The sequence below is a fragment of the Lishizhenia tianjinensis genome (assembly GCF_900116425.1).
In the GTDB taxonomy this organism is placed as follows: domain Bacteria; phylum Bacteroidota; class Bacteroidia; order Flavobacteriales_D; family Crocinitomicaceae; genus Lishizhenia; species Lishizhenia tianjinensis.
Genome location: NZ_FPAS01000001.1, coordinates 1,059,226 through 1,083,282 on the forward strand (window position 1 = coordinate 1,059,226; position 24,057 = coordinate 1,083,282).

Annotated in this window: 18 protein-coding genes; 10 read left to right on the top strand and 8 right to left on the bottom strand. The window is 36.7% G+C overall.

Annotation, left to right across the window (positions count from 1 at the left end; all coding sequences use genetic code 11):
- Nucleotides 1–25: 25 nt before the first annotated feature.
- Together BM327_RS04925 and BM327_RS04930 are read left to right on the top strand one after the other, a co-directional pair.
- On the top strand, nt 26–2,890 hold the full coding sequence (locus BM327_RS04925) for a sensor histidine kinase (RefSeq protein WP_090247052.1): 2,865 nt from the start codon (nt 26–28) through the stop codon (nt 2,888–2,890).
- A gap of 5 nt (nt 2,891–2,895) precedes the next feature.
- Nucleotides 2,896–3,597: a LytR/AlgR family response regulator transcription factor gene (locus tag BM327_RS04930; RefSeq protein WP_090247053.1), complete on the top strand. Its 702-nt coding sequence runs from the start codon at nt 2,896–2,898 to the stop codon at nt 3,595–3,597.
- Between the two features lie 328 nt (nt 3,598–3,925).
- Here BM327_RS04930 and BM327_RS04935 read toward each other — a convergent pair whose 3' ends face one another.
- The 4 genes from BM327_RS04935 to BM327_RS04950 are packed head-to-tail and all read right to left on the bottom strand — an operon-like array spanning nt 3,926 to nt 6,870.
- The gene (locus BM327_RS04935; RefSeq protein WP_090247054.1) at nt 3,926–4,906 is read right to left on the bottom strand and encodes a zinc dependent phospholipase C family protein; all 981 of its coding nucleotides are present in this window, start codon (nt 4,904–4,906) and stop codon (nt 3,926–3,928) included.
- The gene (locus tag BM327_RS04940; protein WP_090247055.1) at nt 4,884–5,606 is read right to left on the bottom strand and encodes a 2-phosphosulfolactate phosphatase; all 723 of its coding nucleotides are present in this window, start codon (nt 5,604–5,606) and stop codon (nt 4,884–4,886) included. Before BM327_RS04940 ends, BM327_RS04935 begins: the two co-directional genes overlap by 23 nt.
- A 50-nt stretch (nt 5,607–5,656) precedes the next feature.
- Nucleotides 5,657–6,289 (bottom strand): NUDIX hydrolase, encoded by a 633-nt coding sequence (locus BM327_RS04945; protein ID WP_090247056.1) that lies wholly within the window; start codon nt 6,287–6,289, stop codon nt 5,657–5,659.
- Between the two features lie 2 nt (nt 6,290–6,291).
- On the bottom strand, nt 6,292–6,870 hold the full coding sequence (locus tag BM327_RS04950; RefSeq protein ID WP_090247057.1) for a hypothetical protein: 579 nt from the start codon (nt 6,868–6,870) through the stop codon (nt 6,292–6,294).
- A 246-nt stretch (nt 6,871–7,116) separates the two neighbouring features.
- On the opposite strand from BM327_RS04950, the gene BM327_RS04955 reads away from it, so the two are divergent.
- The 4 genes from BM327_RS04955 to BM327_RS04970 all read left to right on the top strand — a co-directional run bounded on the left by BM327_RS04955 (nt 7,117) and on the right by BM327_RS04970 (nt 14,445).
- Nucleotides 7,117–9,003 carry a DNA topoisomerase IV subunit B gene (locus BM327_RS04955; RefSeq protein WP_090247058.1) on the top strand — a complete coding sequence of 629 codons (1,887 nt, stop codon included), beginning with the start codon at nt 7,117–7,119 and terminating at the stop codon, nt 9,001–9,003.
- A gap of 4 nt (nt 9,004–9,007) precedes the next feature.
- Nucleotides 9,008–11,701 carry a DNA gyrase/topoisomerase IV subunit A gene (locus BM327_RS04960; RefSeq protein WP_090247059.1) on the top strand — a complete coding sequence of 898 codons (2,694 nt, stop codon included), beginning with the start codon at nt 9,008–9,010 and terminating at the stop codon, nt 11,699–11,701.
- Nucleotides 11,702–11,703: 2 nt separating this feature from the next.
- Nucleotides 11,704–12,057, top strand: a complete 354-nt coding sequence (locus tag BM327_RS04965; protein WP_090247060.1) for a DUF6984 family protein — start codon at nt 11,704–11,706, stop codon at nt 12,055–12,057.
- 138 nt (nt 12,058–12,195) lie between these two features.
- Nucleotides 12,196–14,445 (top strand): TonB-dependent receptor plug domain-containing protein, encoded by a 2,250-nt coding sequence (locus tag BM327_RS04970; RefSeq protein WP_090247061.1) that lies wholly within the window; start codon nt 12,196–12,198, stop codon nt 14,443–14,445.
- A gap of 541 nt (nt 14,446–14,986) precedes the next feature.
- Here the strand turns inward: BM327_RS04970 and BM327_RS04975 are convergent.
- Together BM327_RS04975 and lipA are read right to left on the bottom strand one after the other, a co-directional pair.
- The gene (locus tag BM327_RS04975) at nt 14,987–18,127 is read right to left on the bottom strand and encodes a T9SS type A sorting domain-containing protein (protein WP_090247062.1); all 3,141 of its coding nucleotides are present in this window, start codon (nt 18,125–18,127) and stop codon (nt 14,987–14,989) included.
- A gap of 170 nt (nt 18,128–18,297) precedes the next feature.
- A complete protein-coding gene (gene lipA, locus BM327_RS04980; RefSeq protein ID WP_090247063.1) occupies nt 18,298–19,188 on the bottom strand; it encodes a lipoyl synthase in 891 nt (296 codons plus the stop codon).
- A gap of 126 nt (nt 19,189–19,314) precedes the next feature.
- Here lipA and BM327_RS04985 point away from each other — a divergent pair, with 126 nt between their 5' ends.
- Genes BM327_RS04985 through BM327_RS04995 form a run of 3 tightly spaced genes read left to right on the top strand, consistent with a single transcriptional unit; the run spans nt 19,315 to nt 21,878 of the window.
- The gene (locus BM327_RS04985; protein WP_090247064.1) at nt 19,315–19,719 is read left to right on the top strand and encodes an OsmC family protein; all 405 of its coding nucleotides are present in this window, start codon (nt 19,315–19,317) and stop codon (nt 19,717–19,719) included.
- Nucleotides 19,720–19,722: 3 nt separating this feature from the next.
- Complete coding sequence (locus tag BM327_RS04990; protein WP_090247065.1) at nt 19,723–20,724, top strand: metal-dependent hydrolase; 1,002 nt, start codon at nt 19,723–19,725, stop codon at nt 20,722–20,724.
- Between the two features lie 2 nt (nt 20,725–20,726).
- Nucleotides 20,727–21,878 (top strand): glycoside hydrolase family 3 N-terminal domain-containing protein, encoded by a 1,152-nt coding sequence (locus tag BM327_RS04995; protein ID WP_090247066.1) that lies wholly within the window; start codon nt 20,727–20,729, stop codon nt 21,876–21,878.
- Here the strand turns inward: BM327_RS04995 and BM327_RS05000 are convergent.
- Both BM327_RS05000 and BM327_RS05005 read right to left on the bottom strand, forming a co-directional pair.
- A complete protein-coding gene (locus tag BM327_RS05000) occupies nt 21,867–22,616 on the bottom strand; it encodes a ZIP family metal transporter (protein WP_090247067.1) in 750 nt (249 codons plus the stop codon). The two genes, BM327_RS04995 and BM327_RS05000, sit on opposite strands and share 12 nt — an antisense overlap.
- Nucleotides 22,603–23,343: a class I SAM-dependent methyltransferase gene (locus BM327_RS05005; RefSeq protein WP_090247069.1), complete on the bottom strand. Its 741-nt coding sequence runs from the start codon at nt 23,341–23,343 to the stop codon at nt 22,603–22,605. The genes BM327_RS05000 and BM327_RS05005 overlap by 14 nt, the downstream gene beginning before the upstream one ends.
- Nucleotides 23,344–23,488: 145 nt before the next feature.
- Here BM327_RS05005 and BM327_RS05010 point away from each other — a divergent pair, with 145 nt between their 5' ends.
- Nucleotides 23,489–24,049, top strand: a complete 561-nt coding sequence (locus BM327_RS05010) for a SiaB family protein kinase (RefSeq protein WP_090247071.1) — start codon at nt 23,489–23,491, stop codon at nt 24,047–24,049.
- The last annotated feature ends 8 nt before the right edge of the window (nt 24,050–24,057 follow it).

Consider the following 24,057-nt stretch of genomic DNA (forward strand, 5'->3'; position numbering starts at 1 on the left):
ATATATTAATTTTGGTAGCTGTTGCATGAAAAAATTTAACCCTATAAGTTTTCCTTCTGTCATCACCTTAGTTCTATTGATGATGTGTTTGCCACTTCTAAGCTCGGGGCAGGCCAATTTTGCACAAGCCACCTATAAAATTAATGAGCAATGTGGTCTAAAAAGTACAGAGGCTTATCATGTAATGAAGGACAGCAAAAACAACCTTTGGATTTGTTCAGACATGGGGTTGGTGCGCTACGATGGATTCAACGCTACTTCCTTCACCACAAAAAATGGCTTGCCCAGCAATGTTGTTTTCCAATCCTACGAAGATCCTTTTGGAAGGATTTGGGCCTTAAGCATACGCAAAGAATTGTATTACATAGAAAATGACAGTATTCATCCCTACATCTATAATTCTTTACTTGACACCCTTTTAGACAATGATGAGTACTTATTTAAAAGAATATTAATCGACAAAGACAGTACCGTATACTTTAGTAATGCTTTTAATGGAACCTTTAGTATAGATAAAAACGGAAATTACCAAGTATACTCTGAAAGCATTTCGAAATTTGAGATTATCGAAATCGATGGTAAATTTTTACTTTCATGTTGGAACAAAAAAGGATTAGTTAATTTTAATATTCAATCGAAAAATAATTATACCCATAATATCATTGATTCTTTAAGTTTAAACTTACCTTCTGATATATCCAACCTAAATATAGACCCTGAACTAAACACGTTAGAAGGTTTAATCTTAATTGGTGGAAAGGTAATTTCCTTACCGTCAACTACCATATTAGCTACAAACGTAACCGCCTTAGAGAAAATACCTTATACAACAGAGTATTGGATTTCAAAAAACAATTATACATACAGGGCAGAATTTTCAAATAACAAACTCATACCTATTCTCAACTCGGACATTAACCAAAACCTATATGTAAGCTCTATTTATGCCGATAAAGATGGTAATACATGGTTCTCTACTTTAGAAGAAGGTATTATTTACCTTCCCGAATACAAAGTTCATCACCTTAGCAATGCGTCGGGTAATAAAATAGAGGATGAAGTCTTGGATTTTTGCATCAATAAGGACCAAATCATTCTCTCGTTTAAAAACCACATTTTAGATGTTAACAGCAATCAGCGTTACCCTTCTGATCATTCTAAATTAGTTTTTAAAAACAATCACCTCTTCATTTCCAACCTTTGGAGAATAGACAACCATTTTGAATTAGAAAAATATCCAAAAAACACACAGTTTGTCAATCATGCTCGAGATATCTATGTAGATGGAAACGAGTTTTTTGCCACCACCTCTTACATACATCGAACAAATACCGTTAACCTCGAGTACGATACAGTTCTTTTCCGCCGAGACTTAATTCGCTTTATTTCTCAAGTGGCCCGTTACAGAAACGAACTCTACTGCTCCTCAAAGAATAAACTTTATAAGGTTATTAACGACAGCGTAGAACTCATTTACGATTTCAGTAACAAGGAAATTACAGACTTACTTGTTTACCAAGACAGGTTACTTATCTCTACCAAGAACTTTGGTATCTATCAATATGATGGCAGGCAAACAAAACACTTTTTAAACAAAAAGAACGGTCTCAACAATGAGAATGTAAATGTGATGGCTAAATCTGCCAACAACAGATATCTCTACATTGGATGTTTTAAAGGACTGGAGATCTACGATCATTTCACCAGTAAATGCATCAGTATTTCAAAAAATCAAGGGTTAACGGATCTAAAAGTAAATAAACTAGAGGAAGCTGAGGGAATCTTATACATAGCCACGGAAAAAGGCTTTTATAAAATAAGTTATCACGACATAAGAAACTTGAGTAAAATCAACAGTTCCAACGAAATACATCCAGAAGTAACCAACTTAAGAGTAGATACAGAAAACTATAAAAACCTCATTTCGTTACCTACGGACGCGCAAGTATTAAGCATAAGCTTTCAAATAAAAGATCTAAAAAATTGGTTCAACAAACGCTATCAATACCAAATAAATGAGGGGGAATGGATAAATATTTTATCGCCCGAAATTGTTTTAACCAACCCACAAAAAAGACTTAAAATCAACCTGAGGTATTACATGAGCAATAATACATGGAGTGATAGTGTGGTTTTAATAGAGGGAAGTATACGAGAACCTTTTTACACCTCTGTTTGGTTCTTTGTGATTCTACTCTTCTTTTTAGCATTTGCTGTTTTCCTTGTTATGAAAGGAATTAACTCCAATAAGATAAGAAAACTCGAAAAAGAAAACGAAATGCTGTCTTATCAGCAACGTATGCAAAATGCGAGAATGAAGCCCCACTTTATCTTTAACGTACTAAATTCTATATACAGCTTCATCCTTTTTAACGAAAACAAAAATGCAGCGAACTACCTCTTAAAATTCTCTGCCTTGATGCGCAGCGTTTTAGAAAACTCTAGCGATGAGAAAGTGAAGATAAGTGATGAAGTAAAACTCTTGGAGAATTACTTAGAACTCGAGAATTTAAGACATGACAATTCTTTTCAATACGATATAAAAATCCACAATACAGATAAGTTTTTAGAAATTCCATCGTTAATGATACAACCCTTTGTGGAAAATGCCATTGTGCATGGGTTAAATCACGACGATAAGAACTCGCGCATACAAGTAGATATAGAAAAAATAAATGACCAAATCATCGAAGTAAAAATATTCAACACAGGAAAGATCTCCGCTGAAATAGCAGAAAAACTGCATCAATCTACAGAGAAAAACGCCGTTGGTATTACCCGATCTCGATTAAAGAATTACAATAATTTAAACACCTATGAGCAGTACAAAATGGAAATAGAAAATGTTTACAATGGTACGCTCATTAAACTCTTCATCCCTATTTTATAACGTATATGAAAATACTAATTGTTGACGACGAACTTTTAGCCAGACGCATCATCAGAAAAATAATATCAGAACACTTCCCAACTTTTGAATTTACGCGTGAAGCCTCTAATTTAAATGAAGCCATTACGATAATTAAGGAGGATAAACCAGATTTAATCTTTTTAGATATACAGCTCAAAGACAAAAATAGCTTCGAAATATTTGAGCAACTCGATCATAATGAATTAAATATAATTTTTGTTACCGCTTACGAGCAATACGGTATCAAAGCCTTTGAGGTTGGTGCCAAACACTACATTTTAAAACCGATAGAGGAAGAAAAATTGATAGATGCCACCGAGAAAGTAATGCGTATTATGCAGAACAAAAATGTGGAATTGGGTAAAATTTCTATTCCTTACAATTCAGATTACAAAATTCTAGAAACACAAAAAATCATTTTCGCCCAAGCAGATGGTGCATATTGTAAAATTTTCATGAAAGACAATGCCGAAGAGTACCTGAGTAAACCACTCAATTATATTGAGGAGAAGCTCAAGAACTTCAGCTCTTTCTTCCGTATACACAAAAGCTTTTTGGTTAATGGAGATTTTATAGAATCTATCGCTAGAGATAAAAGTAGTTTGTTACTCACAAGCGGAGAGACCTTGCCTATCGCTCGTTCTAGAAGAGACGATTTTAAAGCTTTCATTAGTGAGTACTTTTAATACCGTTTAGAAATTAATTCTCTCTTTATGAAAACTAACGTTTTAGTTAAATATATTTTATCTGTATCTTTAGATCATATATAACCATAGCATGGTGCTCCTGCACTAATCACCCTTATCAAAAAAAGTAACCCACGCGTTACTTTTTTTTATGTCTAAACTTTTTTCACCGATAAAAAATTGAACATTACCCTTAAGAAAAGAAAGTATGCATTATCGTATTTGATGAATTACATTTATCTCAGAAAATAAAATTAAAATATTTATAGAATTACTATTACAACACCCTCTAAATCACATTAAAGTAACCCTAACCGGTTACTTTTTTTTATTCATGTTCGTGAACTCTGCTCGTATCTTGAATACCGGTAAATTGAAATTCTTCAGGTAAAAGAACGGCATTTGTGTCTGCCAACAATTCCATTACATCGGGCTGTCCCCCATCTACCCATGCCGTGTACCAGAAACTTGCAACTGCAAGAATTGCTTCTCTCATTCTTCGTTCAACCATGCCGTTTAACCTGTTATGATAAGCTTCACTAAAAGCCTTACTGTAAACCCTCACGGTTTGATTTCCTCTTTTTTCAAAACTGTATTTTCTCTCTTCTCCAAATTCTTCAGTCAGCTGTTTTTCAAACAATAAAACACTATCTAGCGCTAAATGTGAAGCTTCTATGGCTTCCCAGATAAACGCATTTGGATCATCAATGTATGTGGCTTGACCTACCCAAAAACTATAGTCATCGGCAAAAAGTTCGGGTAGTCTACTTTCCCAAAAGGCATGTATCCCTTTTTGATTGGTTAACTGACCGTTATAATTCTCTGTTGTATGTAAAGGAACGTGAGCATCCGCGATGTAATGTCCTAAGTCGGCACTGAGTTTAATTATGCGAGGAAGTTCTTTTGCTAGAAAAGCCTTACTGAGCTTAGCCTTCATCGCTAGTACATTCCAAGGTACAATTCCGTAGGCTTGAAGCGTATCTTCCGTGTATTTGGCTACTGCCTCATTCCAATGCCGAGGCATTAAAACAAAGGGAGAACTATCTCCTTTCTGATAATGATCTATATCAATAAAATGCTTAGGCGCCTCACCTTCTACAGCATACCTTCTTTTATCAGGATCCACTGCATGTTCTGTGATAAACTCTATGTTGTGTTTGTAGAGGTAAAAAAGGTCTTTGGGCAAACTAAATACCGCTAAACGGTTTATTTTTTTATGTCCGTAAAATCCCCAAGATGAAGTATGGGCAAAGCTGAACAAGCAGCTCAACCCTAAGAAAACAAGGCTATATTTTAACCAATTTACCATTCTTTAAAATAGGAATCACATCTGTTTGGTTGGGTGTTAAACAGTATTTGATATCCTCGTTGAGATTTAGGTTTTTTAATCTTCTACGGTGAGAACTTGACTTCAAGTACCCCATGTAGTTGTCTTTTGCAGAAAGATACAAATATTTTGCGGCGATACTAGAGTCTTCGTCAGAAGTATAATTACCCGTAGCAATTAATTGTTCCATAATAGCTCCTGCACAGATGGTATCTTCTAAATTGAATTTATCTTGCCATCCCGAACACAAACACAAGACATTCTTGTTTTGCTCAATTAACCATGCACACAAGGCGTCTAGGTTAGATAAAGCGCCAATAACCACCGTATCGGCATCTTTGGCAATATTGATTGCTTTTGTTCCGTTGGTTGTAGATAACACGACTTCCTGACCTTTCAATTCTTCTTTCATGTAACTATAAGGAGAGTTACCGAAATCAAAACCATCCACAATTTGTCCCTTACGTTCAGCTCCTACTAGATAACCTTTCGCTTGGTACTCCCTTGCTTCTTCTATGGTGGGAACAGGAATTAAAGCACTAACACCATTATTAAACGCCGAACAAATTGCCGAGGTAGCCCTCAAGACATCAATTACCACTACTATTTCATATTCATCTTTGAAATATTCGTATTCACCGGGTGTAAAACAAACTTCTATGTGCTTTCTAGTATCATCCATGTCGCGAAAATAAAATATTGTTGAATAAAAAACAGAAAGTTTAACTAAAACTAGAAAGAAAGGTGTTGTAGAACAGCTCTAAACTCGGAAAGAATTATGGCTGTAGCTCCCCAAACGCGCTTGTCAGCTAAATCAAAGAAGGGAATATCCTTCAAGGTTAAACCTCCCCCCACTTTGAATTGTGAACTCTTAATTCTGTGCTCTTCCAATAAATCAGATAAAGGAACAATCAGTATTTCATCTACTTCTCTTTCATCTGCTACAAAACTATAGCTGCCCTCCCACCAGAAAATAAAGGGACTCACCCTAAACTTACTTACTGGAATATAAATAGGGGTTAAAGCTCCAATTTCCTTTAAATCCTCTTCTCTCACACCAATTTCCTCTCTACTCTCTCGCTTAGCTGTGTGCCATAAAGACAAATCCGTTTTATCTTGTTTTCCACCGGGAAAGGCTACTTGTCCGCTGTGAGCACCATTGTAATCAGGGCGTTGAATAAGGGTGAAATGTAGTTTCCTTTCTTTTTCAAATAAAATAATGGCAACGGCACTTTCCCTAAAATCATTGTCCTCCTTAAGTTGACGTACACTTTCTGCTCTGTTGCGAGGCAACATTAATGAATGCGCGTCTTCCCCGGGTAAATACTCCAGTGCATTTTTTAATTGATGAACAAATCTTTCCATTTTTAAAGCTGAATAGAAGATAAACTTTTAAGTAGCTCGGGGTAGTAGAAAGGCATATCTTTTTCATGACATACAAACTGAAATAATGCTACTTTACTCCCGTTTTGAAGCGTTGCATATAGAAAGCACAAATTATCATCGTAGTAACTCTCTTTGCCCCTGATTTGAATGGTGCGCAAATCATGACCATATTCCCCTTTTACAACATCTTCTATGCTAACCTGGTTGGAATACATATCTGTACGTTTTAAATGAACAGCGAGGTTAAGGATGAACTGAGCATCATCTTTGCCTCCAATATTTACAAAGTTCTCCTTGTAATAATTCAAGTCATTGATCTTAAACTCGTCCGAAGAAAAGCTTATCCCTCTAACGTCATCTTTTAAATTCTCACCGCCGTTGAGAGATATGTCATTACCATTTCGTTTTAAATCCTTCCACAAGGTCATACTTACATTACCAAACTGCGTAACATAGGTCTCTCCCATTAATCCGGAATCCACTTTGGCTTTTGCTTTTTTATCTGAACAAGAAAAAAACAGAAAACAACTTAGGATAAAAAGGCTTAAAATTTTGTGCATAAAACGAAAATAACAAAATAAAAGTATAGAAATTCAACTTGCTAAAGAAAAGAAAATCACCACATTTTTCATCTGACAATTCATCCGAAATATCCACGACTTAAAAATTAGCTCAAGCTTATATTTTACTGGGGGTTTAGAGAAATAAAGCTATCCACACGACAACGTGTATAACCTTTGATAACTTCAGGTAGAAAAAGCCCTTCATTTCATTATATTTGTTTGTTACCCAGAATAAAGCAACACATGGAGGAAGAAAGCAAATATACCGAAGACAACATACGATCACTCGATTGGAAAGAACACATTAGACTAAGACCCGGAATGTACATTGGTAAGCTAGGAGATGGTTCTAGTGCAGACGATGGTATTTACATTCTTGCCAAAGAGGTAATGGACAACTGTATTGATGAGTTCGTTATGGGGAATGGTAAGAAGATAGAAATCAAATTGAAAGACGGTTTGGTATCTGTGCGTGATTACGGTCGTGGTATTCCTTTGGGTAAAGTAGTTGACGTGGTTTCCAAAATGAATACTGGGGGGAAATACGACTCTAAAGCCTTTAAGAAATCTGTTGGTTTGAACGGTGTGGGTACCAAGGCTGTGAATGCTTTGAGTAGTCACTTCATGGTCTATGCCGTTAGGGATGGAGAAAAAAAGGGAGCAACTTTCTCTCGTGGAGAATTGGTAGAAGAAACCAAGGTTGAAAAAACCGACGAAAGAAACGGTACTTACGTTGAGTTTTTACCCGATGAGAAGGTCTTCAAAAAATACGCTTATAAAATTCCTTACCTGGAAAAAATGATCTGGAACTACTGTTACTTGAACAGAGGGTTGGCTATTCATTTTAATGGGAACAAATATCAATCTAAGAATGGTTTACAAGACTTGTTGGAAAACAACATGGATGGTGATCCACTCTACCCAATCATTCACTTAGAAGGAGATGATATAGAAGTTGCATTCACGCACGGTAAAACCTACGGAGAGGATTATTATTCCTTCGTAAACGGTCAGCACACCACACAAGGTGGAACACACCAAAGTGCGTTTAGAGAAGCTGTGGCAAAGGTAATCAAGGACTTCTACGGGAAAAATTATGAATCTTCAGACATACGTCAATCTATCGTTGCAGCAATCTCTGTGAAGGTGATGGAACCTGTTTTCGAGTCACAAACGAAAACCAAATTGGGGTCTTTAGAAATAGAACCGGGTGGAAAAACCATGCGTACTTTTGTGAATGATTTCTTGAAGGTAAAGCTGGATAACTTCTTACACAAAAACCCACAAGTTGCAGACATACTTGAGAAAAAAATCAAGCAGTCAGAAAAAGAAAGAAAAGAACTTTCAGGTATACGTAAACTGGCGAGAGACCGTGCTAAAAAAGCTTCTTTACACAATAAAAAATTAAGAGACTGTAGGATACACCTTACTGATCTAAAAAAAGATAGACGAGAAGAAACAACCTTGTTCATTACCGAGGGTGACTCTGCATCTGGATCTATTACCAAATCGAGAGATGTTAACACGCAAGCCGTATTCAGTTTGCGAGGAAAACCATTAAACTCTTATGGCCTAACCAAAAAGGTTGTATACGAAAACGAAGAGTTTAACCTTATACAAGCTGCTTTGGATATAGAGGATGACATGGACAACTTGCGTTACAATAAAATCGTAATTGCAACCGATGCCGATGTGGATGGTATGCACATACGTATGTTGTTGTTGACCTTCTTCTTACAGTTCTTCCCAGATTTGGTGAAAAGAAATCACGTATATGTGTTACAAACACCATTGTTTAGGGTAAGAAATAAAAAAGTAACCAAGTACTGTTACTCTGAAGAAGAAAGAAGAGATGCTATCTCCAAATTGGGTAAAAATGCCGAAATCACACGATTTAAAGGATTGGGAGAGATCTCACCCGATGAGTTTAAAAACTTCATTGGAGAGGATATTCGACTAGAGCCCGTATTACTTACTAAAAAAGCTTCGATAGAAGAAACCTTGAGTTTCTACATGGGAAAAAACACTCCTACGCGTCAAGAATTTATCATGGACAACCTAAGAGTTGAAAAAGATTTAGAAGACGAAATCAAGGCCGATATTGAAGAAACCATAGAAAAAGCTTCGTAAAATTATGTCAGAAGAAAACAGCAACCCATACGACGAAGAAGAAAACAAGGATATCAACCCTGAGGAGAATCCTGAACATGACGATAACACCAGAGAGCTTGACGATAAAATAGTTCCATTAAGTGGACTCTATGAGAACTGGTTCTTAGATTACGCATCTTATGTAATTCTAGAAAGAGCCGTTCCAGGATTGTACGATGGGATGAAGCCTGTGCAACGTAGAATTTTGCACTCCATGAAAGAAATGGATGATGGTCGTTACAACAAAGTGGCCAACATCATTGGTAACACCATGAAATATCACCCCCATGGTGACGCTTCTATTGGTGATGCTTTGGTTCAATTGGGACAAAAAGATTTACTGATAGACTGTCAGGGAAACTGGGGAAATACACTAACGGGGGACTCCGCAGCGGCTGCCAGATATATAGAAGCTAGACTTTCAAAATTTGCCAATCACGTTGTCTTTAACCCAAAGACTACAAATTGGTTGTCAAGTTACGATGGTCGTAACAAAGAACCCGAAAACCTTCCCATAAAGTTCCCTCTCTTATTAGCACAAGGTGCCGAGGGTATTGCTGTGGGTATGGCTTGTAAGATATTACCTCATAACTTCATTGAATTGATAGACAACTCTATCAATCACTTAAGAGGTAGAAAAGTGGAATTTTATCCCGACTTCCCAAATGGAGGTATGGCAGATTTCACCAATTACAACGATGGTTTACGAGGTGGAAAAGTAAGGGTACGTGCTAAGATTGTTAAAGTTGATAAAAAGACTTTAGTCATTAACGAAATTCCTTACGGTACAACGACTACATCTTTGATTGAATCTATCCTTAAAGCCAACGATAAGGGAAAGATTAAAATCAAAAAAATAGAAGACAATACAGCACAAGATGCTGAAATTATGATTCACTTACCACCGGGTGTGAGTCCAGATAAACTTATAGATGCACTTTACGCCTTTACAGACTGTGAAGTATCTATTTCTCCAAACTCATCTGTAATTGATAAGGATACGCCTAAATTCTTAGGTGTTACACAAATCCTAAAAACCAATACAGACAATACTGTTCAGCTCTTAAAATTAGAGTTAGAAATTAAAAAAGGAGAACTAGAGGAACAATGGCATTTTAGTTCTTTGGAAAAAATCTTCATTGAAAAACGTATTTACCGTTTAATTGAAGAGGAAGAAACTTGGGAAGGAGTTATTAGCGCCATTGATACAGGATTAAAACCTCACATTACGCACTTGAAGCGCGAGGTTACAGAAGAAGACATCGCTCGATTAACTGAAATCAGAATTAAGCGTATTTCTAAATTCGACAGTTTCAAAGCAGATGAAATCATCAACCGTTTGGAAGATGAATTGAAAAACGTTGAATACAAATTAGACAACTTAATAGAACATGCAGTTGATTACTTCAAAGACCTGAAGAAAAAATTCTCTGCAGGAAAAGAACGTAAAACGGAAATTAAGGTATTTGATAACATCAATGCCTCTAAAGTAATTATAGCTAACCGTAAATTCTATGTAGACAAGAAGGAAGGATTTATTGGGTATAGTTTACGAAATGCTGAGTACATTCAAGATTGTTCTGAAATAGACGACATTATCATTTTCTTCGAATCAGGTAAAATGATGATTACTAAAATTGCCGACAAAAAATTCGTAGGAAAAGGAATTGTACACGCAGCAGTTTGGAAAAGAGGTGATAAACGTACTATTTACCATCTCTTCTACAAGGATGGAACTGGTGGACCAACTATGATGAAGCGATTTAGCGTGAAATCTATCACCAGAGATAAAGAATATGATTTAACGAAAGGTACCAAAGGATCTAAAATGTTATACTTCTCTGTTCATCCAAATGGAGAACGTGAAGTGGTAACTGTACACTTAAGACCTCGTCCACACTTGAAACGTATACGTTGGGATTTGGATTTGGGAGAACTCCTAATCAAAGGTAGAAGTGCCGGTGGTAATATCGTAACTAAAGAAATCGTTTCTAAAATCACACAAAAAGAAGTGGGTGGTTCAACGCTTGCCGCACGTAAAATATGGTACGACGATGTAGTGGGTAGATTAAATGACGACCAAAGAGGTAAATTCTTAGGTAGCTTTAAAGGTGAAGACAAAATCTTAACCCTTTACAGCAACGGAGAATACAGATTGTCGCACTTCGATTTATCTACACACTTTGACGAGGATATGATACACATAGAAAAATGGAACCCTCACCATGCTCTATCTTGTGTATACTATGATGGTGAAAAAGACATCCATTTTGTGAAGCGTTTCGAATGTGAAGTTACAACAGACAAACGAGTATCATTTATTAGCGATGCCGAAGGATCTTATTTAGACGTTGTATCTACAGCACATCAACCGCGTATAAAAATCATTTACAACAAACTACTTAAAGCAACCAAAAACTTACCGGATAGAGAGGTGAATTTGGCAGATTTCATCGATGTAAAAGGAATGAAGTCTCAAGGGAATCAACTTACTAAATTAAAGGTAAAAGAGATTGTATTAGATCATCCTATTGAGGGAGATGAACCTTGGCCGGATGAAGTAAAAAAAGAAGAGGTAAACAACAGCGCTGAAGACGATAACAACGAAGAAGGAAGTGTTGAAGTAGAATGGGATATGACCAAAAAAACAGACGATGGTAACCCAACTTTGTTTTAAATATGGAATACGTAAATAAATATAGAACGATACGTCAAGAAGAAATTACTCTCTTGCACCACATGTTAAATTTGGCTAATTTGAACATTGCCGATTTTCCACATACCGAAAGGGTCTTTGAATATGAAGGTGGAAAGATGGGGAGCATTAATTTCGACAATGACAATACAGATAATTATCTCGGCGATATTATGGCCATTGAATTTAAAGATGAAGACCACGTTCGCGTTGTTGTAACACTTACTGTAGACAAAGATCAGAAGCTCTTGGATATGGATTTTTGGAAAGAAGACTTTTCTGCCCTTAAAAAATACCCAACACCCGATATAGTGAGCAAAGCGCAGCACATCATTTAAATGATAAGGATGAAATTACTAAGCCGGCATATGAAAATATGTCGGCTTTTTTATTGCACTCTATTTTAAGTAGATAAAATCATTTTTAGACTTATCTAAATTTATATATTTGCAAAAGTAAATTTAGAAACACATACTATGCGAATATTATTTTACATACTACTAACAATAAACAGTCTGCCTTTTCTTGCGCAAGAATTACAACTTGTCAATGAAAAAGAAGCTCCTTTGGCTTATGCAAAAGTTTATTTTCATCAAAAAGATACACTTTGTATTGCTGATGCACATGGAAGCATAGACATGCAGTTTATTGAGCAAACCCCAACCAAACTCACCATTAGACACGCAGAAATAAAAGACACTACCCTCCTACTCACTCCACCTTACTCTCAACTAACCTTGAGCATCCCCAGAAAGCAACTTTTACAAGATTTCGATGAAGTGGTTGTAAGTGCAACACTTTCAAAACTCTCTAAAAAAAATAGTCCCGTAAACGTCGAAGTCTACAGCTCAGAATACTTTGAAGCCAACCCTACTCCTTCGCTCTTCGAATCCATGCAAAATGTGAATGGCGTTCGCCCTCAATTGAATTGCAATGTTTGCAACACAGGAGATATACATATCAATGGTTTAGAAGGTCCTTACACTATGATACTCATAGATGGTATGCCTATAGTTAGCGGACTTAGCACAGTTTACGGATTATCCGGAATTCCACAGTCTATGATAGAACGAATAGAAATCATCAAAGGTCCAGCCAGTACACTTTACGGTTCGGAGGCTGTAGGAGGTCTGATAAATGTGATCACAAAAGATCCATCATTAACCAAGGGAATTGTAATCAATAACATGCTCACTTCATGGGGAGAAAACAACTTAGATTTTTCTTCTGCCTATAAAATCGGTGCAAAAACAAAAGCCTTATTAGGGTTCAATTTTTTTAATTATTCCTTCCCTATAGATAACAACCATGACAACTTTACCGATGTAACCTTATCGAACAGACTGTCTCTTTTTAACACCTTCAACCATATCACTCCAAAGAATAAAGCTCACAGTCTCGCTTTCCGTGTTGTGCATGAAAATAGATGGGGAGGAGAAATGAATTGGACCCCTGAATTTAGAGGAACCGATAGTATTTACGGCGAAAGCATTTTAACAAATAGATGGGAAATTTTTTCCAAACATCAACTCGACAAAGCCAAACACCTTAACCTTCAATTCTCAGCCAATGGACATTACCAGGACTCCTATTATGGTACTACTTCTTTTAATGCACAGCAACACGTTGTTTTTGGTCAATTAACCTACAATAAAACCTTGGGACAAAACCACAAACTATTAAGTGGTGTTGCAATGAGATATACCCATTATGACGATAACACACCTGCCACTGAAGCTCTACAAAACTTGCACACCTTACTTCCGGGTGTATTTCTTCAAGATCAAATACAAATCGACGCTCAGAACAATCTTCTTATTGGTATTCGTTATGATTACAACAGCAAGCATGGAAACATCATCTCTCCTCGACTCAATTATAAATGGAATTCTAAAAAAACAAACACCATTCTTCGTCTTGGACTAGGAAACGGATATAGAGTTGCCAATGTATTTACAGAAGATCACGCAGCTTTAACAGGCGCAAGAACGGTTGAATTTGTTGAAGCATTGTCGCCAGAAACATCTTACAATGCCAATATCAATTTAGATCAAACCATCGTAAAATTTGACAAAGTACTTCTTACGTTAGACGCTAGTTTATTCTATACCTACTTCACCAATAGAATTATAGCTGATTACGAAAGTGATCCCGATAAAATCATTTACGACAATTTAGATGGTTTTGCCGTTTCACAAGGGGCATCTATGAACGCTCAGGCACATTTTACCAATGGCATCAACCTTAGGTTAGGATTCAACTTGCAGGACGTTTCCTTTACAGAAAATGGGCAACGTAAAACTCAAATACTAACCGAGAAAATATCAGGAACTTGGTCTGTTTCTTTCCCTATAAATCCCTTGCATTTAAGTATAGATTACACCGGGAATTTGTATGGACCTATGCGACTTCCTCTTGTAAGTGATTTAGACAGCAGAGATGAATTTTCCCCTTACTGGAGCTTGCAGAACATTAAGATAAATTTCAATTACTTTAAACGCGTAGAGTTATATGCAGGTGTTAAAAACTTACTAAATTTCACACCGCCAGCCAACAGTATCGCAAGGGCTTTTGATCCCTTTGATAAAGAGGTCAGTTTTGATGCCGATGGAAACGCCTTGGCCACGCCGAACAATCCAGAAGCACTGACTTTTGATCCGTCTTATGTATATGCACCCAATCAGGGTATAAGAGTATTCATAGGCGTTAAATGGAATATTAAATAGGCCGTGATTATCTGGCTATACATTACTAGTTTTACAGCTGCATTCCTGTAAATACTTAAAACAAAGCTCAAACTTCTAAGGTCGTTTGGGCTTTGTTTGTATTTACGAGCTATCCATCAGCAAAAGCTATTCATTTCTATCCAGCACGGGAAGACGTTGAGATTGTGATGGAGTGAACAGTTGGAGATCTTAAGCTATTTTTTATTGATTAGTCGCATGTTTGCCAAAACACTTCTTCTTGTTATCCCTTGGTTTTATTAGCTTCTATAAACTCCTAGAGGTACTTCAAGAAATTATTCCACCTAAAACTTAAAGAAAATCACAAAAACCTCGAGACGTTTATTAAGAAAAAGGCTCCAAACCTCAGTAAAATAGGGACATCAGCCTTTGGCAAACATGCGACTAATCAGGTCTAATTTTTCATTCAACCATCACCTCTGTACCTCCACAAAATCTCAAACTCTTACTCCGAAACAAACTTTCATGCAACAAAAAAGTCCGACGCTTTCACGTCGGACTTTTAAGGAAATAAATTATTGTATTATAACTTCACAAACTTACCAGTTGCTGATTGACCAGCTACTTTGATAATGTAAGTACCGTTCGGTAAATTGCTTGCATCGAAGTTAACTTTGTTTTTACCTTTAACTAAACCTTTTGCATCAACCGTTTTCACAACAGTTCCAGCAAGGTTGTAGAAGTAAATCGTTGCGTTAGAAGCTTCAACATCATTCAATACTACAGCAGCATATCCAGATGAAGGATTTGGATAAATCGTTAATACTTCCTTCTCAACTTTTTCATTCATTGGATTGTTAGAAGTAGTTTCTTCAACATTAACAGTAGATGTTGTTTTGAAGATACCTCTACCAAATGTTCCGATGTAGATTTCTCCGTAACCTGGGTTACCTCCTAAGTAGTTCTCATCTCTCCAGTTTTGCTCAACAGTGAAAGCTGGTGTTCCTTCAAACAAGTCTTTACCACCTGCTGCTACAGACCATGTTGCACCACCATCTTCTGAAACCATAGCTCCATTGTATGTTGCTGCTACCAATAACTGACTGTTATTTCTTTCAATAACTACATCGTAAATTGGCATTGCTTCTGTTCCAACCTGAGTTAAAGTTGGTGTTGCAGAAGTACCATTTGTAGATTTAAATACACCATTGTTAACTCCTGCTTGAGTTACAACTAATAAATCTGGGTTTTTGTGATCAATACCTAAAGCTCTTAAACTGTTTGCTCCTGAGAATTGTACCACAGATGTAGCAGTTGCTCCTTCATCTAAATCACATTTCAATTCGAAATCATCGTCAGATGAGTAAACTGAACCTAAACCATCGATTCTGTGTAATTGTCCACCAGCTACAACAAACATGTGATTTAAATCTTCAGAGAATTCTACATCCATACCTCTGTTGATAGAACCAGCACTAACAGAACCTAAGTTCTCAGCAATTCTAACCCATTTTGGGTTTTGCTCTGCAAATCTTAAGGCATCTCTAGTACCCCATAATTCACCACCATTATTCGTAGTAGCAATAACAAACCAAGATTGGAAAGGATCCTGAACAGTTAATGTATCCCATGCTACACCTATAGCGATAGTATCCATTCCCATATCATAAATCTCAGAAGGGTTAATCGAGTTACTTCCGTAGTAGTGGTCGTATGCAGTTACACCTTCTACGATTACTGTATCCATTCCTGCTGGTAAATCAATAACAATTGAATCTCCAACTGCTGGTGGGTAACCAGAACCTGTAATTGCTGTGTAAGGGTATTGACCTAAGTCAAACTGATTTCCTGCTGAATCTTCGACTAAATAATCAAGTCCTGTTAAAGACGGATTGTAGTATAAAGTATCATCATATCTTAAATCTATAGGAGTAATGTAATCAATTGTATCACCAGTTGAGGCAGAAGGCACTTTTAACGCATCACCTGCTGCGTAACTTTGTAACGGTACATACAAAACACTATCCTCAGAATTTTCATCGTAGTATTCCGCCAATTCCATTTGAGTATGGAAGAAGTAGTGTGTACCTGTTCCTCCTAAACCATTTGTTCCGTAAATTGAAGCTGGTAATCCTAAAGGCATTGGACTAACTGATTCTCCTCTATCTGCTGATCTATAGATTACTTGGTAGTATAAAGAAGAGAATACAACATTAGGGTTGAAAGATGAAATGGCACAATCAAAACCATCTCCTCCAGAAAACTCGATAAAGTCTTGGTAAGTTGCATTCGTGTGGTCATTATATAATGTACCGTTATCTTGTGCTCCACCGATTACAGACATATCTAAACCGTAAGCGATATCGTAAAACTGGGTTGCATTAAAACCTCTATTTGCAGGTGTAAACGTAGTTCCTAAATCACTAGATCTACCAACACCACCGTCGTTACCAACGTAAAGTGTATTTGAATTACTCCACTTTAATTCGTGGTTGTCCGCGTGAACATATAAAGGATCTTGAGGACTTCTAAACCATTCAGAAATTTTATCCCAAGAACCTGCGGCTGGTGAAGCTACTTGTTGTTGCCATTCCCATAAATCGATTCCACCGATAATTACTCTGTCCGCGTCAGTTGGATCAAATGAAGCTGTTGAGTTGTAAACTCCTTGGTTGCTGTAAATATTTAATGGATCTGCAGCTGTTGGAGGAGTGTGTTGCTCCCATGTAATTCCATTATCCACAGATAACCATTGTCCGGCATTAGTTCCTGAAGTTGGTGAACCTCCTGCAGGGTAAGTAAGTGCAGCGTAAACTTTGTACTTTCCATTTACTCTTTCATGAGAAATTGCATATTCAACTCTACCAAAAGATTGAATTATTTCTCCTGTTCCGTTACCAGCTCTATTCTCCCAAGTTGAACCTCCATCCGTAGAAACATGAGTTCTTGTTCCCACAGCTGCAACTATAACCATACCGTCATTAGACATTTTCAATGCAGAAATTGAACCTGGTGTTCCTAAGTCTACTGACTCTGTTTGAGTAGCTCCTGAAGTGTATTTTCTTAATCCTGTTTGAGTAGTAAAATAAATTGTGTTTGAATTTGCACAACCAACAACTTCAATAATTACATTGTAACTATCAGTTCCAGGTACTAAACTCCATGTTGCTCCTTTATCTGGAGACATCCATAAACCGTTTCCTAATCCTTGTAAATCTTCACTGTATGCACTTCCTAAACCAGTTGCTACGTAAATATTACCAGACTGGTCTTGTGCCATAGAAGAAATAAAATTCGTTCCAGGGAAGTTTTGAACTCTTGTCCAGTAGTTCGCCTTCCAAGGTGAATACCATAAACCTCCAGAAACTGAACCTGCCCAAACGTTATTTTCATCTTGGTGGTCAATTAAGATAGCTCTTGTTCTACCCCCAATGTTTGCAGGACCCTCTTCTTGCCATTTAATTACATTCGATTTTGCAGCATATTTATACTGCTCCATAATTTGGCCTATTTTTTCAGGAGTAGCTACTTCTCCTGTTTGATGGTCTATCAATCGAGCTTGGAACCACTCTTGTCTTTCAGACAAAGCAGAGTAAGACTCGAACGACTGTAAACTCTTCGGGGTATATTGACTCTCCTCCGAAGATGAAGGATACCAAACCATTGCAGCTGAAGCAATTGCAGCCACAGACAAGGTTCCTAATAACAATTTGTTACGCTTCATAAGTTATTTATTTCCTTTATTAATAGTTAAAGCAAGCGCCAAGTTACAAATAATTAATTTAACAGAAATTAAATTTTCGGATAACTTGACCGCATCATCATGTAAAATTAAAGAATCACTTCTCCAATAAAAACAACAATCCCTTAAAGATTGTTCAATACTTTACATGTCTATTTTTCGTCTAAATCAAAAATGTGTTTTTCGGCGTGGTAAGAAGAACGAACAAGAGGTCCACTCTCTACATACCTGAATCCCATTTCCATTCCCAAATCAAAGTATTTTTGGAAACGTTCTGGGGTAACAAACTCAGCCACTGGCAAATGCTTTGGTGTAGGTTGTAGGTATTGCCCTAATGTAAGTATGTCACAACCAACGCTTCTTAAATCTTGCATGGTTTCAATTACTTCTTCATCAGTTTCTCCCAAACCTAACATCACCCCCGACTTCGTTCTCATTCCTGCTTTCTTTAAGCGGAACAAAACTTCTAAACTTCTATCGTATTTGGCTTGAATTCTAACTTGTTTGGTTAAACGTCTTACCGTTTCTAAATTGTGTGAAACGATTTCAGGGGCTACATCTGTTACGATTTTTAAGTTCTCCCATTTACCCGCAAAGTCAGGAATTAGAGTTTCTAAGGTAGTACCTGGAGATTGGTGACGGATTGCTCTAACGGTTTGTGCCCAAATGTTTGCTCCTCCATCTGCCAAATCATCTCTATCTACAGAAGTCAATACGGCGTGTTTAACTCCCATCAACTTAACAGAGTTTGCCACTCTTCCTGGTTCAAATTCATCCACAGCATCAGGTCTACCTGTTTGCACTGCACAGAAACCACAAGAACGTGTACAGATATTCCCTAAAATCATAAAAGTAGCCGTTCCTTCTCCCCAACATTCTCCCATGTTCGGACAACTTCCACTTTCACATATAGTGTGTAACTTGTGCTCATCTACAAGTGATCTAACTTTTCTGTAGTTTTCTCCAGTCGGTAATTTAACACGTAACCATTTCGGTTTTTTAATACGTACTTTTTCTCCGTCTTCGGCCAATACTTCCGTCATCTATCTTTTGTTACTTTATGGATAATTCTCGCTTTTACCTCAAAAGTAAAAGGGCTATCCGTTCAAAATAATATCTTTACCTCTTCGTAATAAACCACAAAATTAAGCATAATAAAAGTATAAACTATGACAACTTCTAGAGTAAGTTATTTAGGTGACCTAAGAACGAAATGCACACATGTGAAATCGGGTACAGAAATTATTACCGATGCACCAGTGGATAACAACGGTAAGGGAAGCACGTTTTCACCTACAGATTTAGCAGCAACTTCATACGCTTCTTGTATGCTTACTATAATAGGTATATTCTGTAACAATCATGATATTGAATTTAAACATGGTGAGGCAGAAATTACAAAGATTATGGGCAGCGGTCCAAGAAGAATTTCAAAGTTGGTAATTGACCTAGATTTTTCTGGAAATAACTGGGATCATAAAACACAACTTAAGATTAAAAATGCAGGAGAAAATTGTCCTGTAGCAATTACGCTAAAGGATAATGTAGAAGTTGAATTAACGTATAACTTCTAGTTTTTGGATTCTTTAAGTCAAATTGTATTAGGCGCTGCGGTTGGTGAGGCCGTTGCTGGAAAACAAATCGGCAGAAAAGCACCTTTAATAGGTGCTATTTTTGGCACCATTCCCGATCTGGACGTATTTCTCAAATACGTTATAGATGGTGTGATAGACCAAGACTTAGCCCACAGAGGTTTTAGTCATTCCATTGTATTTGCCCTTTTACTCGCCTTGATTTCAACTCCCCTACTACTTAAAATATTCAATAGAAAAATTACGAAAGTCAGACTTTTTAGTTTAGCTTTTTTAAGTACCGTTACCCACCCCATGCTCGATGCATTTACAACATGGGGGACCCAATTCTTTTGGCCACTTCAGGATAGAATAGCTTTCAATTCTATTTTCGTAATCGATCCCATTTATACCCTCCCCTTCCTTATTCTTTGCCTTTGGGCCATATGTTTACCTAAAACTTCCAAAAAACGTAGACGATTAAATTACTTAGGTCTGGTACTTTCCTGTACCTATTTAATCATCACTTTAGGGATAAAAGAGTCCTTATATAGGGATGTAGCAAATAACCCTGTACACGAGAATTTCATTCAACACGAAGTAAAACCCATGCCCTTGACTTCCTTATACTGGACTGCCATGTTAGAAGGAGAAAAAGGATTTGATATTGGTTATAGGAATTTGATAAAGGATAGCTCTTTTGTTTGGGAAGAATACATACCTAAAAATCATCACTTACTCGACAGGTATTTAAGTCCAAAACAAATTGAGAAAATAGCTTTTTTAACCAAGGGCTATTATGCTGCCGAAAAAAAGCACGATACCTTATTTGTATATGACTTAAAATTTGGAACCCTCAGTAAACTTTCTGCAGGTAAAAATTTAAGTCCCTTGATGGGCTACGGTTTTGTTCTTCAACAAGAAGGTGTGAGTAGTATGTTTAAACTTACCGACATACATAAGATAGGAGACGCTAATTTTAAGGCTTACAAGAATTATATTTTTTAAACATGAAAACGATAATAACAGCGGTTACACTTGCAGCCACAGCATTTGCATTTGGTCAGCGAACAAAACCAGGAGAACAATTTATACCTGTAAACACCATCTTCAGTACAGAAACTACTCCACTCACCTTTAAGTTAGGAGATTTTTTTGGGGAAAATGCAGTGCTAGACAGTTTAGTGGATATGCACTTTAACCAACTTTCATACGGTGAACGCGTGGGACAATTACTCATGCCTGCTGTGGGACGTTATGGTCAAGAATATTCTAAAATAGAACGTCTTACCCAAGAGGGAAAAATAGGTGGTGTATTGATGTTAAACGGTAGTAAAGTTCAATTTGCTAATTGGATCAAAGATTTAAACGCCATCAACGACAGTTTAAACTATTTACCTTTCTTATACAGCGCCGATGCAGAACCCTCTCTAATCAACAGAAAAATTTCTGGTACACCCACCATACAAAAAGCAAATACACTTCAAACTAAGGCGGAAGTTATCAAGTGTGCACAAGAGATTTCTGATGAATTAACAGAGATAGGTATCAATTACAATTTCGCTCCGGTGGTGGATATGTCGCCCAACAAAACAGTTGGTTGGAGAAGTTTTGGACATGAACCAGATAGCGTTATTTCATGGTCATCTGAATTTATCCAACAAACACAAAGCAATAACATCATTGCTACAGCCAAACACTTCCCGGGGCACGGTTACGTTACCGGAGATACGCATAAACAATTGGTTTATATAGATGGAGAACTTAAGGAACTTCACAACTATCCAGGATTAATTGCTGACAGTGTATTAAGTATAATGGTTGCGCACATCGCTGTGAAAAACAACCCTACTTACAACACCAATGACATGCCAGCTACAACTTCTAAAAAGATAGTAACTGATCTTCTTAGAGACAGTTTAAACTTTGAAGGTTTGATCGTAACAGACGCCATGAATATGGGAGGAGTTAGAAACGTAGACAAAGCTGAAGTATTGGCCGTTCAAGCTGGATGTGACATTTTATTAATGCCATTAGACGCAGATTTGGCGCACCAACGATTATTAGGGTTGTACAGTTTAGACGAAGACTTTAGAAATCAAGTCAACACAGCCTGCAAGCGTATAATTAGAGCAAAGATTGCTATGGGCTTAATGCACTAGAATAGAAAGCAGAACCCCTGCAATTAAACTAATTAGTTTAACAAAATTGAATTTGTGGTTTTCTGAAGATTCGAAGATGATGGTTGTTGAAATGTGTAAAAACATACCCACAACAACGGCAAGGATAATATCCAAATCTATTCCTATCTCCGGAAAACCATAATTTCCAAACAACATCCCTAAAGGCGCCATTATTGAGAAAGCTGCCAACACAACCCAAGCTTTAGATTGCTTAAAACCTGAACTTAAGAGTAAGGTCATTAAAGCGATAGCTACAGGAATCTTGTGCAGAACTATCCCCATTAATAAAGTATTTAAACCTGTATGTGCGCCGTGGTAATGACCATGACCTTGGTGAAAAAACTCTGCTGTATCACTGGCTTCAGCCGTAAGTGGAATACCTTCTATAAAAGAGTGTAAACTCAAAGAAATAAACAAGCCCCATTGCATGGCACCTCCCGCTTTGGCGTGTATATGTCCATGTTCTATACCTCCTGAGAAATACTCCAAAAACAGTTGAATAAGAAAACCTAACAAGATGTAATAACCTATCCCAAACTCATGCTTTGAATAGATTTCTGGAATAAAATGGATAAAAGCGATAGACAATAAAAACCCTCCACTAAAGGAAAGAAATAGCTTTATGGTTTTATCCTGACTTTTGTTCTTTAAAAAAACAACAATAAACCCTCCAAAAAACACAGAGAGTATAAGGAATAATATATTAATTAGATCCATCTTGTTTATTCGCTACAATAATTAACCTTTCAGAATTTTCTTCATCAAAGGCATTTAACTTAAAATCTCCAAAAGTGGCTTTCACCTCAAAACCAGCTTCGGTAAGTAGTCGTTTAAAATCATCATAACTTACAGCTTGCACCCTTTCGGTAAAATCAAACTCCTTCTCTTCTGCTGTAAATTGAATATTTTTTAAAATATGTGTTCCGTTAAAACTTCTTTCGATATGAAAAGAAATTCCATCCACTTCTTTCACTTCATCTTCTACCAAATTGGTAATCACGTGCTTTGCATTGAAAAAGTCTATCAAAAGCCTTCCTCCTGGTTTTAGCATCTGATGAACAGATTTTAGCACCTGTAAATTATCGGATTGATCATCAAAGTAGCCGAAACTTGTAAATAAATTGAATACAACATCAAATTTGGCTCCTTCATACACATCCCTCATATCATGGGTATCAAAATGAAGTTTTTCATTTTCATGTACTTTGGCTTGAGCTATACTCTGGACTGCTAAATCAAGCCCTACCACATCTAACCCCTTCTTATTTAAATAGATAGAATGACGTCCTTTTCCACAAGCTAAATCACAAACATGTTCGTTACTTAACCCCATGAAATTGTACAGATTGTCTATAAATAATTCAGCTTCATCGAAATCCCTATTCTTGTATAGAATATGGTAGTATTTTGTGTTGAACCATTGCTCAAACCACGGTTTTGACATGTATGGGTACTTTTAATTACAGGGGCCAAAAATAATCAAAGTTCCGAGCTGTAAAAAATTAAAAGCATCAGAAGAAAGTCTACTAAAAGATATTTTTATATTTGCTCAACTTGAGTATATAGACACTACGACTACAACACGTTTGATGAACATAGACAATATAATTAACTACTACGAAGATTCTGAAAGGGATTATCTTCTCTTTTCTTACAAAGGAGAGATATCGCCTCAGGTCATTTCAGAGTTGATTACAAAGTCAGAAGATCTACTTAACAGCAGAAAAGAAAACAAACGCATAGTCAAACGCATCTGTAACATAGTTATAGAGAGTTTACAAAACCTCTATCACCATCAAATTGATCCTACGCAATATCCCAAGAGCATAAACGAGAAGCATAGAAATATGATTTTCATCATTACCTTCAAGGATGACAATTATCACGTACATACGGGTAACTTTATGAAGGCTAGTGAAACAGCTAGGATAAAACGTAAAATTGAAGAGATTAACAATTTAAGTGAAACTGAAATAAAAGAAAGTTATCAAAGTAAATTGGCCACCCTTACGCAAAGCGAAAAAGGAACGGCAGGTTTAGGGTTTATTGATATGAGAAGAAAATCGGGTAATCCTTTACGCGTTAACTTTCACAAGCTTAATTCAGAACTAAGCTTTTTCTGTTTAGACATAACTATACACACACTATAAACAATTCG